At 76.1% G+C, this 18075-nt stretch carries 2 protein-coding genes (1 of these 2 running past the window's edge); both read left to right on the top strand.

Annotated features, from left to right (window positions below):
* Positions 1-7438, top strand: the 3' portion of a protein-coding gene (locus P696_RS0114880; protein WP_034484982.1) for a non-ribosomal peptide synthetase. It extends 3662 nt beyond the left edge of the window; 7438 of the gene's 11100 nt are visible here — the last part of the coding sequence; its start codon lies off the left edge, out of view; it ends in the stop codon at positions 7436-7438.
* A complete protein-coding gene (locus P696_RS45575) occupies positions 7435-18075 on the top strand; it encodes a non-ribosomal peptide synthetase (RefSeq protein WP_034484980.1) in 10641 nt (3546 codons plus the stop codon). Before P696_RS0114880 ends, P696_RS45575 begins: the two co-directional genes overlap by 4 nt.

Genomic DNA, 18075 nt, shown 5'->3' with positions numbered 1-18075 from the left:
CGACGGCCGGGCCCCGGAGTGGGAGCCGCTGCCCGTCCAGTACGCCGACTACGCGCTCTGGCAGCGTGAGGTCTTCGGCGGCGAGGACGACCCGGACAGCCTCATCAGCGCGCAGCTCGACCACTGGCTCACCGCGCTGGCGGGCCTCCCGTCCGAGCTGGCGCTGCCCTACGACCGTCCGCGTCCCGCCGTCCCGAGCCACCGCGGCGGACGGGTGGCGTTCGAGATCGACGCGGCCGCCCACGCCCGGCTGCTGGACGTGGCGCGCCGCGGCCGGGCGACGCTGTTCATGGTCGTCCAGTCGGCGCTGGCGGTGCTGCTGTCGCGGCTCGGCGCGGGCGACGACATCCCCGTCGGGACGGCCGTGGCGGGCCGCGGCGACGCCGCCCTCGACCCGCTCGTCGGGTTCTTCATCAACACCCTCGTGCTGCGCGCCGACGTGGCGGGCGACCCGGCGTTCCTGGACCTGCTGGGCCGGGTCCGGGACGCCGACCTCGCCGCGTACGCCCACCAGGACCTGCCGTTCGAGCGGCTCGTGGAGCGGCTCGCCCCGGAGCGGTCCCTCGCCCGGCACCCGCTGTTCCAGATCTCGCTGGGCGTCCAGGACATGCCCGCGGTCGGGTGGGACTTCGCGGGCGTCGAGACCGAGCGCGCGCCCGGCGGGACCGGCGCCGTCAAGTTCGACCTGTCGTTCTCGCTGACCGCCCGGCGCGGCGGGACGGGCGGACTCGACGGCATGCTCGTGTACGCGGGCGACCTGTTCGACGAGGCGACCGCCCGGCGGCTGGTGGACCGGCTCGTCCGGGTGCTCGGCCAGGTCGCCGACGACCCCGCCGTCCGGGTGAGCGGCGTGGACGTGTTCGAGCCCGGGGAGCGCCGCCGCGTGCTGCGCGCCTGGAACGACACCGACCGCGCCCTGCCCGCCGCGTCCCCGGCAAGCCTGATCGCGGCGCACGCCCGCACCACCCCGCACGCCCCCGCCGTGACCTGCGGCGACATCGCCTGGAGCCACTCCGAGCTGGACGCCGCCGCGTCCCGGGTCGCCGCCCGCCTGGCCGCGGCCGGGGTGCGGCGCGGCGACCGGGTCGGCGTGCGGATGGAACGGTCGGCCGAGCTGGTCGCGGCGCTCCTCGGGATCTGGAAGGCTGGCGCGGCCTACGTGCCCGTCGACCCCGCCTGGCCCGCGGCGCGGCGCACGGCGGTGCTGGAACGGACCGGCGTCCGCACCGTGATCACCGAGGAGACGGCCGGGGCGTGGATCCGCTCCGAGCCGTCCGAAGCGTTCGCTGATGTCGAGGTGTCCGGGGACGACCTGGCCTATGTGATGTTCACGTCGGGCTCCACGGGCGAGCCCAAGGGCGTCGCGGTCACGCACGCCAACGTCGCCGCGCTGGTCTCCGACCCGTGGTGGCGCCTGGACGCCGGGGCGCGCGTTCTCGCGCACGCGCCGTTCGCGTTCGACGCGTCCGTCTTCGAGGTGTGGGCGCCGCTCGCGCAGGGCGCGGGGGTCGCGGTCGCGCCGCCCGGCGACCTGGGAGCCGCCGAGATACGCGACCTGATCGCCCGGCACGGCCTCACCCACGTGCACGTCACGGCCGGGATGTTCCGGGTGCTCGCCGACGAGGACCCGGGATGCTTCGCGTCGCTTCGCGAGGTGCTGACCGGCGGCGACGTGGTCCCACCCGGCGCGGTGGCGCGCGTTCGCGACGCGTGCCCGGGGGCGGACGTCCGGCACCTGTACGGGCCGACGGAGATCACCCTGTGCGCGACCGGCCATGTGGCGGCGCCGGAGGACGGCTCTGTCCTGCCCATCGGACGGCCTCTCGCCAACACCCGGGTGTACGTGCTGGACGAGTTCCTGCGTCCCGTCCCGCCCGGCGTGACGGGGGAGCTGTACATCGCCGGGACCGGCGTCGCGCGCGGCTACCTCGACGCACCGGCCCGCACGGCCGAGCGGTTCGTGGCCTGCCCGCACGCGCCGGGCCGGATGTACCGGACCGGGGACCTGGCCCGCTGGACGGGCGACGGCGTCCTGCTGTTCGCGGGACGCGAGGACGACCAGGTGAAGATCCGCGGCTTCCGGGTCGAGCCCGGCGAGGTCGAGGCCGTCCTGGCCGAGCACGACGCGGTCGCGCAGGTCGCGGTCGTCGCCCGCGAGGACCGTCCCGGAGACCGGCGGCTCGTCGCCTACCTCGTGCCCGCCGGGGACGGCGCCCTCCGCGACCACGCTCTTCGCGACCACGTGGCCGGACGGCTGCCCGAGCACATGGTCCCCGCGGCGTTCGTCGAGATCGACGCCATCCCGGTGACCGCCAACGGCAAACTCGACCGGGCGGCGCTGCCCGTCCCCGAGTTCGCCGACGCGGGAACCGCCCGCGCGCCGCGCACCGCCGTGGAGGAGATCCTCTGCGGCCTGTTCGCCGAGATCCTCGGCCTGGAGCAGGTCGGGGCCGACGCCGGGTTCTTCGACCTCGGCGGCGACTCGCTCCAGGCGATGCGCCTGGTCGCGCGGATCCACTCCGTCCTGGACGCCGAGCTGGGCGTCGCGGAGGTGTTCGAGGCCCCCACGCCCGCCGGGCTGGCGGCGCTGGTGCGCTCCGGGCAGGCCGGCGCCACCGACGTCCCGGCGCTGGCGCCGAGGGAGCGCCCCGACCGGACGCCGCTGTCGTTCGCGCAGGCGCGCATGTGGTTCCTCAACCGGCTCGAGGACGCCGGGGCCGCCTACAACGTGCCGCTCGCGCTGAGGCTCGACGGCGAGCTGGACGTGACCGCCCTGGAGACGGCGCTCGCCGACGTCGCGGACCGGCACGAGGTCCTGCGCACCGTCTACCCGGACGTGGACGGCGTCCCCTACCAGCACGTCCTCCATGGCGCGGCCGGACGTCCCGCGATCGAGACGGGCGAGGCGTCCGAGGACGAGATCGGCGCGCGGGTCGGCGCGTTCCTGTCGCGGGGGTTCGACGTCGCCGTCGAGACGCCGTGGCGCGTCCTGCTCCTGAGGGTGTCGCCGACCTCCCACGTCCTCGCCATGGTCGTGCACCACATCGCGGCCGACGGCTGGTCGATGGGCGCGCTGGCGCGCGACCTGTCCGCCGCCTACGCGGCGCGCCGCGAGGGCGGGGCCCCGGCGTGGGAACCGCTGCCGGTGCAGTACGCCGACTTCGCGCTGTGGCAGCGGGAGGCCCTCGGCGAGGAGGACGACCCCGCAAGCCTCATCAGCGCCAGGCTCGACCACTGGCGCGCCGCGCTGACCGGGCTGCCCGAGGAACTGCCGCTGCCCACCGACCGGCCCCGGCCCGCGGTGGCGAGCCATCGCGGCGGACGGTCCGGCTTCGGTGTCCCGGCCGAGACGCACACGCGCCTGGTGGAGATCGCCCGCGAGAACCGGACGACCCTGTTCATGGTCGTGCAGGCCGCGCTGGCGGCCCTGCTGAGCCGGATGGGCGCCGGGACCGACATCCCCATCGGGACCGCGGTCGCCGGACGGACCGACGCCGCCCTCGACCGGCTCGCCGGGTTCTTCGTCAACACGCTCGTCCTGCGCACCGACGTGGGCGGCGACCCGACCTTCGGCGAGCTGCTGGAACGCGTCCGCGAGACCGACCTGGCCGCCTACGCCCACCAGGACGTCCCGTTCGAGCGGCTCGTCGACGACCTCGCCCCCGCCCGCTCGCTCGCCCGGCACCCCCTCTTCCAGGTGTCGCTGGCCGTCCAGGACATGCCGCAGGGCTCGTGGAGCCTGCCCGGCCTGGAGGCCCGCCCGGGCCGTCCCGGCGGCGGCGAGGAACCGTCCGCGCGCGTGGACCTGTCGTTCACGCTGGCCGAACGGCGGCTCAAGGACGGCGGGACGGCGGGCATGCTCGGCACGGTCGACTACGCCGCCGAGCTGTTCGACCGCGAGACCGCCGACGCGCTCGGCGAACGGCTCGTCCGGGTGCTGACGCAGATCGCCGCCGACCCCGGCCTGCGCGTCGGCGACCTGGACCTGCTCGGCGCGGACGACCGCCGCCTGACGTCGGAGTGGAACGACACCGCCGAGACCGTGCCGGTCGCGACGCTGCCCGCGCTGTTCGAGGCCCGCGTCGCCGCGACACCGGACGCGCCCGCCGTCGCGGCCGGGGACGGCGAGCGGACCTACGCCGAGCTCGGCCGCGAGGCCGACCGGATCGCGCGCCTGCTGATCGGACGCGGCGTCGGCCCCGAGAAGATCGTCGCGCTCGCCGTGCCGCGCTCCCCGCTGATGGTCGCGGCCGTCCTCGGCATCGCCAAGGCCGGGGCCGCCTACCTGCCGATCGACCTCGCCTACCCGGCCGAACGCGTCGCCCACATGCTGCGGGACGCGGCCCCGGCCGCCGTCCTGGGCCTCACCGGGACGCTCGCCGCCCTGCCCGAGCGCGACGGCCCCGCGACGCGCCTGGCGCTGGACGACGAGGACGTCCGCGCGGAACTCGCGGCCCAGCCGTCCGGCCCGCCGGACGACGCCGACCGCTCCGCGCCGCTCCTTCCGTCCCACCCGGCCTACGTGATCTACACCTCCGGTTCGACGGGCACGCCCAAGGGCGTCGTCGTGTCGCACGCCGGGCTCGGCAACCTGGCCGCCGCGCATGCCGCGCGGCTCGGCGCGGGCCCGGACGCGCGCGTGCTCCAGTTCGCCTCGCTCAGCTTCGACGCCGCCGTCTGGGAGACGGTCATGGCGCTGCTCACCGGCGGCTGCCTGGTCGTCCCGGACGCCGACCGCCTGCCGCCGCAGGGTTCCCTCGCGGACCTGGCGGAACGGTTCGGGATCACCCACGCGACGCTGCCGCCGACCGTGGTGTCCGCGCTGCCGGACGGCGGCCTCGGGCCGATCGGGACGGTCGTGGTCGCGGGCGAGGCGTGCCCGCCCCACCTGGTCGAACGCTGGGCCCCGGGACGGCGGCTGGTCAACGCCTACGGACCGACCGAGACCACGGTGTGCGCCACCATGACCGCGCCGCTGTCGCCCGGAGCCGGGACCGTGCCCATCGGACGGCCGCTGCCGAACACCCGCCTGCACGTCCTGGACGACCGGCTCCGGCCCGTCCCGCCCGGGGTGACGGGCGAGCTGTACGTCGCCGGTGTCCCGCTCGCCCGCGGCTACCTGCGCAGGCCCGGCCTCACGGGTGAACGCTTCGTCGCCTGCCCGGACGGCCCGCCCGGTGAGCGCATGTACCGCACGGGCGACCTGGCCCGCCGCACCGCGGACGGTCAGCTCGTGTTCGCCGGACGGGCCGACGACCAGGTGAAGGTGCGCGGGTTCCGGATCGAGCTCGGCGAGGTCGAGACCGTCCTCGCCGCCCATCCGCAGGTCGCGCAGGTCGTCGTGGTGGTCCGGGAGGACCGTCCGGGCGAGCGGCGGCTGGTCGCCTACGCCGTCCCGGCCGCCAACGACGCCGACGCCGACGCCACCGAACCGGATGCTACGTCGGACGCCGTCCTGGATGCCGCGGGGCTGCGGGCCTACGCGGGCGAGCGGCTCCCCGCGCACATGGTCCCGGCGGTCGTGGTCCCCGTCCCGGCGATCCCCGTCACCGTGAACGGGAAGGTGGACCGGGCCGCGCTCCCCGATCCCGACCCCGCCGCGGGGACGTCCGGGCGCGCCCCGGAGACGGCCGCCGAGGAGCTGCTCTGCGCGCTGTTCGCCGAGGTCCTCCACGCCGAGGCGGTCGGCGCGGACGACGGGTTCTTCGACCTCGGCGGCGACTCGATCATGTCGATGCAGCTGGTGTCCCGGGCGCGGAAGGCGGGCCTGGCGATCAGCGCCCAGGACGTCTTCCGGAACCCGACCCCCGCCGGTCTCGCCCGCGCCGCCGAGGCCGCGGCCGAGGGCGAAGCCGCGGGCGGTCTCGACCCGGCGGACGACGACCCCGTCGGGGAGGCGCCGCTGACCCCGGTCATGCGGTGGCTCGCCGACCGGTCCGGGCCGGACGCCCTCACCGGGCGCCTGACCCAGTGGACCGCGCTGAGCGCCCCGGGCGACCTGGACACCGACCGGCTCGTCCAGACCGTCCAGGCCGTGCTGGACCACCACGCCGTGCTGCGCGCACGACTGACCGGAGACCCCGGCGACCCCGGCGATCTACGCCTGGACATCCCCGCGCCCGGCTCGGTGCAGGCCCGTGACCTGGTCGAACGCGTCGAGGTGGGTGAGGGGGACGGCGCGACCGGACCCGCCGCGCTCACCGAGCACGCCCGCCGTGCCGCCGCCACGCTGGACCCGCGCGCCGGACGCCTGGTGCGCGTGGTGTGGCTGGACTCCGGTCCGGGCCGTCCGGGGCAGGTGCTCTGGGTCGTCCACCACCTGGCCGTGGACGGGGTGTCCTGGCGGATCCTCGTGCCCGACATCGCCGCGGCCCACGCCGGGACGGAGCTCACCCCGCCCGGAACCTCCTACCGCGGCTGGACGCGGCTGCTCGCCGCCCACGCCGCCGACCCCGGCCGGGTGGCCGAACTGGACGCGTGGACGCGCCTGCTCGACGGATCCGACCTGCTGGCCGGGCTTCCCGCCGACACCGGCCGCGCCGCCGACCAGCGGCGGCTGACCTTCCCGGTGCCCTCGGACCTCTCCGGATCGCTGGTCGGCGACGTCCCGGCCGCCTTCCACGCCGGAGTGGAGGACGTGCTGCTCGCGGCGCTGGCGGCGGCGGTCACCGAGGGATGGACCCGGCGCGGCGCCGAGGGCGGCCTGCTCGTGGACGTCGAGGGACACGGCCGGGAGGAGTTCGCGGCCGGGCTCGACCTGTCCCGGACGGTCGGCTGGTTCACCGGCGTCCACCCGGTGCGGCTCGACGTGGGCAGGCCCGACCTCGCCCGGCTGCGCGCCGGAGGCGACGTCGCGGGCGAGGTCGTCAAGCGCGTGAAGGAGCAGCTGAGGGCCGTCCCCGGGGACGGACTCGGGTTCGGGCTGCTCCGCTACCTCAACCCCGACACCGGGCCGGTCCTCGCCGCCCTCCCCGTCCCGCGGCTGGGCTTCAACTACCTCGGCCGCTTCACCGCGGGCCCCGCCGCCCGAGGCCCCGCCCCGGGAGGCCCCGCCCCGGGGGGCCCGGCGCCGGGGGGACCGGCGCCGGGGGGACCCGCGCCCGCAAGCTCCGCGCCCGGCGAGAGGGCCTGGAGGCAGGGGGCGATGGGCGGCGATCCCGACCCCGGCATGCGCGCGCCGCATCCGCTGGAGGCGACCGCCGCCGTCCGGGACACGCCCGGCGGGCCGGAACTGACCCTGTCGCTCTCGTGGTCCGCCGAAGCGCTGACCGAGGACGACGTCCAAGGGCTCAAAAACGCATGGTTGGACATGCTCGCGGGTCTCGTCGCGCACACGGCGGCGGGCGCGGGCGGCCACACGCCCTCCGACTTCCCGCTGGCCGGGATCAGCCAGGAGGACCTCGGGGAGCTGGAAGCGAAGTGGGGCGAGAACCGATGAGCGGAACCGAGTTCACCGACGTGTGGCCCCTGTCCCCGATGCAGCAGGGGATGGCCTTCCACGCGCTGTTCGACGAGGACGGCCCGGACGTCTACGTCGTGCAGCACGTGCTCAACCTGAACGGCCCCCTGGACGCGGCGGCCCTGCGCGCGTCCTGGGCGACGCTCCTCGACCGGCACGCCGGGCTGCGCGCCGGGTTCGTCCAGCTCGCGTCCGGGAAGCTCGCGCAGGTGGTGGCCGCCGCTGTCGAGTTCCCGTGGCGGGAGGCCGACCTGAGCGGGCTGGCCGACGAGGAGGCCCGCGCGGCCTCGGCCGCGGTCGCCGCCGAGGAACGCGAGCGGAGGTTCGACCTCGCCGTCCCGCCCCTGCTGCGGCTCGCGCTGGTCCGGCTCGCCGACGACCGGCACCAGCTCGTGATCACCCACCACCACATCCTCATGGACGGCTGGTCCATGCCCGTCATGCTCCGCGAGCTGTCGGCCGCCTACGCGGCGGGCGGCGACGGGAGCGGGCTGCCGCCGGTCACGCCCTACCGCGACTACCTCGCCTGGCTGGCCCGCCAGGACGGGGACGCGGCGCGCGCGGCGTGGACCGCCGAGCTGGCGGGCGTCACCCGGCCCACCCTGGCCGGCGGGGACGACCCGGCCTCGGCGCCGGTCGTCCCGGAGCGCGTCGCCATCCACCTGGACGAGGACCTGACCGCCTCGCTGCGGGCCCTCTGCCGGGCGCGCGGCCTGACCCTCAACACCGTCATCCAGGGCGCGTGGGGCATGCTCGTCGCCGCGCTCACCGACCGCGACGACGTCGTGTTCGGCGCGACGGTGGCGGGCCGCCCGCCCGAACTGCCGGGCGTGGAGTCGATGCTCGGCCTGTTCATCAACACCGTCCCCGTCCGGGTGCGGCTCGACCCCGCCGAGACGTTCGAGGCGATGCTGGCCGGGCTCCAGGACCGGGGCACCGCGCTGCTGCCGCACCAGCACCTCGGCCTCACCGACATCCAGCGCGCCGCCGGGCCCGGAGCGTCCTTCGACACGCTCCTGGTCTACGAGAACTACCCGCGCGAGCCCGCCGGGCTTCCGCCGCGCGGCGGGCCCGGCGGCCAGGCGGGCGGCGTGAAGATCGCCCCGATGGGGGCGCTCGGCCGGGACGCCACGCACTATCCGCTCATGCTCGCGGTGGCCCCCACCCACAGCCTCGGCCTGCGCATCGACTACCGGCCCGACCGGTTCGACGCCGACGAGGTCCAGGCGATGCTGGACCGCCTGGAACGCGTCCTGCGCCAGTTCGCCGCCGACCCCAAGACCCGCGTCGGCGAGGTGGAGGTCCTCACCGCGGACGAGCGCGAGCGGGTCCTGGTCGGCTGGAACGACACCTCCCGCGACGTCGCGGGACGGACCGTCCCCGAGGTGTTCGAACGGCGGGTCGCGCGGACGCCCGAGGCCCCGGCCGTCGTCGCGGCCGACGCCGCGTGGAGCTACGCCGAACTCGACGCCGAGGCCAACCGGATCGCCCACCGGCTGATCGCGCTCGGCGCGGGCCCCGAGCACGTCGTCGCGGTCGCGCTGCCGCGGTCGGCGCGCGCCGTCGCCGCCCTGCTCGGAGCCTTCAAGGCGGGCGCGGCGGCCATGCCGGTCAATCCCGACCATCCGTCGGAGCGCGTCCGGACCATGCTCGCCGACGCCCGCCCCACCGTCCTGGTCACGGCGGGCGGCGCACCGGACGATCTCGGCGTCGTCCTCGCGCACCTGGACCTGGACGACCCCGCGACCGCCGCCGAGATCGCGGCGCTGCCCGGCACCGCGCCGGACGACGCCGGACGGGCCGCGCCGCTTCGTCCCGACCACCCCCTGTACGTGCTGTACACCTCGGGATCGACCGGCCTTCCCAAGGGCGTGGTGATGCCGGGCGGGGCCATGGTGAACCTGCTGGCGTGGCACGAGTCGGCCGTGAGACCCGCGGACGGCGCCCGCACGGCCCAGTTCACCAGCCTCGGGTTCGACGTGTCGGTGCAGGAGATCCTGTCCGCGCTGCTGTCGGGCGGGACGCTCGTCGTGCCGGGTGACGAGGACCGGATGGGCGGGGCGGAACTGGCGCGCTGGGCGGAACGCGAGGGCGTGTCGGAGCTGTTCGCGCCGAACCTGATCCTGGAGGCGGTCGCCGAGGCCGCCGGACGGGACGGGGTGCCGCTGGCGGACCTCGCGCACTTCGCCCAGGCCGGTGAGGCGCTGCGGCTGGGGACGGCGGTCCGCGCGTTCTTCGAGGACCGTCCGGGCGCGCGGCTCCACAACCACTACGGGCCGACCGAGACCCACGTCGCGACCGCGGCCACGCTGCCCGAGAACGTCGCCGACTGGCCCGCGAACGCGCCCATCGGACGGCCCGTATGGAACGTCCGCGCCTACGTCCTGGACGACTTCCTGCGGCCCGTCGCGCCCGGGGCGACCGGCGAGCTGTACCTGGCCGGGGCGCAGCTCGCCCGCGGCTACCTGCACCGCCCCGCGCTGACCGGCGAGCGCTTCGTCGCCTGCCCGTTCGGCGCGCCCGGCGAGCGGATGTACCGGACCGGGGACCTCGCGCGCTGGTCGGCGGACGGCGTCCTGGAGTTCGCCGGACGTGCGGACGACCAGGTGAAGATCCGCGGGTTCCGCGTCGAGCCGGGCGAGATCGCCGCGGCGCTGGAACACCACCCCGCCGTCGGACGCGTGGCCGTGGTCGCCCGCGAGGACCGCCCCGGCGACCGGCGGCTGGTCGCCTACGTCGTCCCCGCCAAGCCGGACGGCGTGGTCGACACCGCCGGGCTGCGCGACTTCGCGCGCGGCAGGCTCCCCGACTACATGGTCCCGGCGATGGTCGTCGTGCTGCCCGAGCTGCCCCTGAACGCCAACGGCAAGCTCGACCGCCCGGCCTTGCCCGCGCCCGACTTCTCAGGTCTCGCGGTGGGCCGGGACCCGCGGACGGCGGCCGAGGAGATCGTGTGCGGCCTGTTCGCCGAGGTCCTCGGCGTGGAACGGGTCGGGGCCGACGACGGGTTCTTCGACCTCGGCGGTGACTCGCTGCTGGCGATGCGGCTGGTCGCGCGGATCCGGGCCGTCCTGGACGCCCAGATCTCCGTCCGCGCCCTGTTCGGCGCGCCGACCCCGGCCGGGGTGGCCGCGCTGGTGGCGGCGGGCGGCTCGACCCGGGCGGCGCTGACCGTCCGGGAACGTCCGGAGCGGATCCCGCTGTCGTTCGCGCAGCGCCGCATGTGGTTCCTCAACCGGTTCGGCGACACGGGCGCCGTCTACAGCATCCCGCTGGCGCTCAAACTGACCGGCGCGCTGGACGCCTCCGCCCTCGAGGCGGCGCTCGGCGACCTCGCCGACCGGCACGAGACCCTCCGGACGCTCTTCCCCGACGTGGAGGGCGTGCCGTTCCAGCGCGTCCTGGACGGAGCGTCGTTCCGGAGCGTCCTGACCGGTGACGGGACGCGGCCCGTCCTGCCCGTCGAGGACGCCTCCGCGTCGAGCGTCCTCGCGCGCGTCGCCGAGATCGCCGGGCGGGGCTTCGACCTCGCCGCCGAGCCGCCGTGGCGCGCGACCCTCTTCCGGGTCGCCGAGGACGAGCACGTCCTGGTCATGGTCGTGCACCACATCGCCGCCGACGGCTGGTCGATGGGCGTGCTCGCGCGGGACCTGTCGACCGCCTACGCCGCGCGCCGCCACGGCGGGCCCCCGGCGTGGGAGCCGCTGCCGGTGCAGTACGCCGACTACGCGCTCTGGCAGCGCGAGGTCCTCGGCGAGGAGGACGACCCGGACAGCCTGATCAGCGCCCAGCTCGCCCACTGGCGCGCGGTCCTGGACGGCCTCCCGGAGGAGCTGACCCTGCCCGCCGACCGTCCGCGTCCCGCCGCCGCCACCTACGAGGGCGACCGGGTGCGCGCCGGGATCGACGCCGCGGTCCACGCCCGGCTCGTCGAGCTGGCGCGCCGGAGCCGGGCGACGCTGTTCATGGTCGTGCAGGCGGGACTCGCCGTCCTGCTCGACCGCATGGGCGCCGGAACCGACGTCCCCCTGGGCACCGCCGTCGCCGGACGCGGCGAGGACGCGCTCGACCGCATCGCCGGGTTCTTCGTCAACACCCTCGTGCTGCGCACCGACGTGAGCGGGGACCCCACCTTCGCCGAACTGGTCGCCCGCGTCCGCGAGACCGACCTCGCCGCCTACGCCCACCAGGACCTCCCCTTCGAACGCCTGGTGGACGACCTGGCCCCGGCGCGCTCGCTGTCCCGCCACCCGCTGTTCCAGGTCATGCTCGCCTTCCAGAACGCCCCCCGGGCCGACTGGGGCTTCGCGGGCCTCACCGTCCACCCGCTCCGCCCGGAGGGCGTCAAGGGGGCCAAGTTCGACCTGTCGTTCACCGCCACCGAACGCCGCGACGACGGCGGCGACCCCGCGGGCATGGAGGTGATCGTCGAGTACGCGGCCGACCTGTTCGACCCCGGGACCGCCCGCGGCCTCGCGGACCGCCTGGTGCGGCTGCTGGAGCGGGTCGCCGCCGACCCCGCCCTGCACGTCGCCGACCTGGACGTCGTCACCCCCGGCGAGCGCCGCCAGGTCCTGGCCGCGTGGAACGACACCCGGCGGGACGTCCCGCCGGAGACGCTCCCGGGCCGCTTCGAACAACAGGTGGCGCGGGACCCCGGGGCGACGGCCGTCATCGCGGGCGACACCCGCTGGAGCTACGCCGACCTGGACGCCGAGGCCAACCGGATCGCCCATCACCTGATCGCGCTCGGCGCCGGTCCCGAACGGCCCGTCGCGCTGCTGCTGCCGCGCTCGCCCGCCGCCGTCGCCGCCGCGCTGGGCGCGCTCAAGGCCGGCGCCCCGTACGTCCCGATCGACACCGCCTACCCGTCCGAGCGGATCGCGGCCACGCTCGCCGACTCCCGGCCCGTCGCCGTCCTCGGCACCACCGAGACCCTCGCGGCGGTCCTGGACCAGGCGTCCGGCGCCGTCCCCGTCGCGCTGGACGCGCCCGCGGTGCTCACCCGCCTGGAGGCCCTGCCCGCCACCGCCCCGACCGACGCCGACCGGGCGGCCCCGCTCACGCCCGACCATCCCGCCTACGTCATCTACACCTCCGGATCCACCGGGACGCCCAAGGGCGTCGTCGTCACGCACCGCAGCGTCACCGCGCTCGTGGTCGCGGCGGGCGCGGAGTACGGCCTCGGCCCGGACGACACCTGGTCGTTCTTCCACTCCTACGCCTTCGACTTCTCGGTGTGGGAGATCTGGGGCGCCCTGCTGCTCGGCGGGCGCTGCCTGATCGTCGACCACGAGACCAGCCGGTCGCCCGAACGGTTCGCCGCCCTGCTGGCGGCCCACGAGGTGACCGTGCTGAGCCAGACGCCCTCGGCGTTCTACCAGCTCATGCAGGCCGACGGCCTCGCAAAGGACGACGAGGCCGGGACGCGGCTCCGCTACGTGGTGTTCGGCGGCGAGGCGCTCGACCTCGCGCGCCTTCCCGCCTGGTACGAGCGGCACGCCGAGGACGCGCCGGCGCTGGTGAACATGTACGGCATTACCGAGACCACCGTCCACGTCACGCACGTCCGCCTGGACCGCGAGCGCGTGGCGAACGCGACCGGGAGCCTCGTCGGAGCCCCGCTGCCCAACACCAGGGTCTACGTCCTGGACGAGTACCTCTCGCCGGTGCCGCCCGGCGTGGTGGGGGAGATGTACGTCTCCGGCACCGGGCTGGCGCGCGGGTACCTGGGACGCGCCGGGCTGACGGCCGAACGGTTCGTCGCCTGCCCCTTCGGCGCGTCCGGGGAGCGGATGTACCGGACGGGCGACCTGGCCCGCTGGAACGGCGACGGCGACCTGGTCTTCGCCGGGCGGAGCGACGAGCAGGTCAAGATCCGCGGGTTCCGGGTCGAGCCGGGCGAGATCGCCGCCGCGCTCACCGGCCATCCCGCGGTGGCGCAGTCCGTCGTCGTCGTCCGCGAGGACCGTCCCGGCGACCGCCGTCTCGTCGCCTACGCGGTGCCCGCCGGAACCGGGACCGAGCCCGACCCCATCGAGGTGCGCCGGTACCTGGCGGAGCGCCTGCCCGAGCACATGGTGCCCTCGGCCGTGGTGACGCTGCCGGAGATCCCCGTCACCGTGAACGGCAAGCTCGACCGCCCGGCCTTGCCCGCGCCCGACTTCTCAGGTCTCGCGGTGGGCCGGGACCCGCGGACGGCGGCCGAGGAGATCGTGTGCGGCCTGTTCGCCGAGGTCCTCGGCGTGGAACGGGTCGGGGCCGACGACGGGTTCTTCGACCTCGGCGGTGACTCGCTGCTGGCGATGCGGCTGGTCGCCCGCGTCCGGTCCGTCCTGCGGGTGGAGATCTCGGTCCGGGACCTGTTCGGCGCGCCGACCCCCGCCGGGGTGGCCGCGCTGGTGGCGGCGGGCGGCTCGACCCGGGCGGCGCTGACCGTCCGGGAACGTCCGGAGCGGATCCCGCTGTCGTTCGCGCAGCGCCGCATGTGGTTCCTCAACCGGTTCGAGGACGCGGGCTCGGTCTACAACGTCCCGTTCGTGATCCGGCTGACCGGGCCGCTCGACACCGCGGCGCTCGCCGTGGCGGCGGGCGACGTGGCCGACCGGCACGAGAGCCTCCGCACGATCTTCCCCGACGTGGACGGCGTGCCGTACCAGCGGGTCCTCACCGGCGAGGCGGGCCGTCCCCGGGTGCGGGTCCAGGCGATCGCCGAGGACGATCTGCGCGCGCACGTCACGGCGGTCGTCCGGCGGGGCTTCGACGTCGGGACCGAGGCGCCGTGGCGCGTGGTGCTGCTGGAACTCGGCCCGGAGGACCACGTCCTGGTCGTGGTGGTGCACCACATCGCGGCCGACGGCTGGTCGATGGGCGTGCTGGCGCGGGACCTGTCGACGGCCTACGCCGCGCGGTGCCGGGACGAGGCGCCGGGCTGGGAGCCGCTGCCGGTGCAGTACGCCGACTACGCCCTGTGGGAGCGGGAGGTCCTCGGCGAGGAGGACGACCCGGACAGCCTGATCAGCGCCCAGCTCGCCCACTGGCGCGACGCGCTCGCCGGCCTGCCGGACGAGCTGGCCCTGCCCGCCGACCGTCCGCGTCCGAGCACCGCGGGCCAGCGCGGGGACCGGCTTTCCTTCAAGGTCGACGCCGAGACGCACGTCCTGCTGACCGAGGTCGCCAGGACGAACGGCGCGACCCTGTCCATGGTGCTCCAGGCGGCCCTCGCCCTGTTGCTGGCCCGCATGGGCGCGGGGACCGACATCCCCATCGGCTCGCCCGTCGCCGGACGCGGCGAACCGGCGCTGGAGGGGCTCGTCGGGCACTTCCTCAACACCCTCGTGCTGCGCACCGACGTGAGCGGGGACCCGACCTTCGCCGAGCTGGTCGCCCGCGTCCGCGAGACCGACCTGGCCGCCTTCGCCCACCAGGACCTCCCGTTCGAACGGCTGGTGGAGGACCTGGCCCCGGCCCGCTCGCTGGGACGGCACCCGCTGTTCCAGGTCATGCTGGCCTTCCAGAACGTCCCGCGGACCGAGTGGGACTTCGCCGGGCTCCAGGCGCGTCCGGTCGGGCCGGGGCGCGGGCAGGGCGTGAAGTTCGACCTGCTGTTCACCCTGGCCGAGCGGCGGAAGCCCGGCCCGGACGGAGCAACCGGCGCGGACGGCGCGTCCGGCGGGATCGACGGCATGCTCGAGTTCTCGACCGACCTGTTCGACCGGACCACCGCCGAGCGGCTTGCCGAGCGGTTCGGCGCGGTGCTCCGGCAGGTCGCGGCGGACGCCGGGACCCGCGTGGGCGAGGTCGAGGTCCTGACCGAGCAGGAGCGCGAGCGGGTCCTGACGGAATGGAACGACACCGCGCGCGACGTGCCGGACGCCACCCTGGTCGAGCTGGTGGAACGGCAGGCCGCCCGGACGCCGGACGCCCCCGCCGTGATCGCCGGTGACGTGCGGTGGAACCACGCCGAACTGGACCGGCAGGCGAACCGGATCGCCCATCGCCTCATCGCGCTGGGCGCCGGGCCGGAGCGGGTCGTCGCCCTGATGGTGCCCCGCTCGGCCGCGATGGTCGCCGCCGTGCTCGGGGCGCTGAAGGCGGGCGCGGCCTACCTGCCGATCGACGCCGGGCATCCGGCCGGGCGGATCTCGGCGATGCTGCGGGACGCCGCCCCGGTCGCGGTGGTGGGGACGGCGTCGTCGCTGGCCGCCCTGCCGCAGGACGCGCCCGGCGAGCGGCTCGTCCTGGACGACCCGGCCACCATGATCGCCCTGACGGAGGGCCCCGACCACGCGCCGCGCGACGCCGACAGGATCGCGCCGTTGCGGGCCCGGCACCCCGCCTACGTGCTCTTCACGTCCGGGTCCACCGGGACGCCCAAGGGCGCGGTGCTGACGCACGCCAACGTGGTGCCGCTGCTGGCGTGGGCGGCGGCCGAGTTCGGCGCGGAGCGGCTGCGGCACGTGCTGGCCGTGGTGTCGCTCAGCTTCGACCTGTCGGTGTTCGACCTGTTCACCACCCTGACGGCGGGCGGCTGCGTGGAGGTCGCCGAGGGCGCGCTCGCCCTTCCCACGGCACCACGGGACGCGGACCGCGGCGATCGGGTCGGCCTCGTCAACACCACCCCGTCGGCGTTCCTGACGATGATGGACGGCGGCGGGCTGGGCGACGGCCCCGACACGGCGCTGCTGGCCGGGGAGGCCCTGACCGCCGCGACCCTGACCGCCGTCCGGGCGCGGTTCCCCCGGACCCGGGTGGTCAACCTCTACGGGCTGACCGAGACCGCGGTGTTCTCCACCGCGGGCCCGGCGGACGACGACGCCCCGTCCCAGCCGATCGGACGGCCGATCTGGAACACCCGCGTGTACGTGCTGGACTCCCACCTGCGCCCGGTCCCGCCCGGTGTGGTCGGTGAGCTGTACATCGCGGGCGCGGCCCTGGCCCGCGGCTACCTCGGACGGCCCGGCCTGTCCGCTTCGCGGTTCGTCGCCTGCCCCCACGGCGCGCCGGGGGAGCGGATGTACCGCACCGGCGACCTCGGCCGGTGGGACGACCAGGGGCGGCTGCTGTTCGCCGGGCGCGTGGACCACCAGGTGAAGATCCGCGGCTTCCGGGTGGAGCCCGGCGAGGTGGAGACCGTGCTGGCCGGGCACGAGCGGGTCGGGCGGGTGGCCGTCCTGGCCCGCGAGGACCGGCCCGGGGACGTCCGCCTGGTCGCCTACGTCACCCCCGCCGAGGACGGCCGGGAACCGGACGCCGACGCGCTGCGGCGGCACGCCGCCGCGCGCCTCCCCGAGTACATGGTCCCCTCGGCGGTCGTCACGCTCCCCGAGCTGCCGGTGACGGTGAACGGCAAGCTCGACCGCGCCGCGCTGCCCGTCCCGGACCGGGAGGTCAGCAGCGGCGGACGGGCCCCCGCGACCCCGGCCGAACGCGTCCTGTGCGACCTGTTCGCCGAGGTGCTGGACGTCGAGCGGGTCGGGGCGGACGAGAGCTTCTTCGACCTCGGCGGGAACTCCCTGCTCGGCATGCGGCTGGTCGCGCGGATCCGCGCCGAGCTCGACCCGTCGGTCACCATCAGGGCGCTGTTCGCGGGCCCCACCCCGGCGGGTCTCGCCGCCGGACTCGGCGGCGAGAGCCAGGGCGGCGACCTCGACGTGCTGTTCCCGCTCCGGACCGGGGGCGACGCGGCCCCGCTGTTCTGCTTCCACCCCGCCTCCGGGCTCGGCTGGCGGTACGCGGGTCTCGCCGCCGTCCTGCCGCCGGACGTCCCGCTCTACGCGGTCCAGGCGCGCGGCCTGGACGGCGAGGCGCCCCTGCCGGGCACGATCGAGGAGATGGCGGCCTACTACGCGGACCGCATCCGGACCGTCCAGGCCCGGGGGCCGTACCGCCTCCTCGGCTGGTCGCTCGGCGGGCTCCTCGCCCAGGCCGTCGCCACGCGCCTCCAGGAGTCGGGTGAGCAGGTCTCGCTCCTTGCCGTCCTCGACGCCTACCCGTCCCCGGACCAGGCTTCACGCCCCGACCGGACCGACGCCGCCGCTTCCCCCGACGACACGACTCCCGGTGGGACGACGGGCGACGGGGCACCGGGAGGCGAAGCGCCGGACGGCGGCGCGGGGGGACGGACCCGGGTGCGCGCGGACCAGCTGTCGCCCGAGGCCCGCGCGCGGATGTTCGACAAGCTGCTCGACTCGGTGCTGGACTTCGCCGGGGAACGGGAGGGCGGCCGGGCCGCGCTCGACGAGACGGCCGTGGCGGCGATCCGGCGGATCGCCCTCAACAACGAGCGGCTCGCGATGGAGTTCGTCCCCCGGGTGTTCCGCGGCGACCTGACGCTGTTCGTCGCCACCCTCGACCGTCCCGCCGGGCTGCCCGCCGCGTCCGCGCCCGACGCGTGGCGCCCCTACGTGGACGGGGAGATCGTGGGTCATCCTGTCGAGGCGAGCCACGAGAACCTGACCGCGGCCGGGGCGCTCGCCGAGATCGGGCGGCTGCTGACGCCCCGGCTCGCGACCGCCCCCGCGTCCGACACCGTCACCGCGTCCGACACCGACACCGCGTCCGACACCGACACCGCCCCCGCCACCGCTCCCGCACCCGAAAAGCCGGGGGCATAG

Source organism: Actinomadura oligospora ATCC 43269, assembly GCF_000518265.1.
Taxonomy (GTDB): Bacteria; Actinomycetota; Actinomycetes; order Streptosporangiales; family Streptosporangiaceae; genus Spirillospora; species Spirillospora oligospora.
The sequence above is the reverse complement of the archived record's forward strand: the minus strand, read 5'-3'. Positions and strand labels throughout refer to the sequence as shown.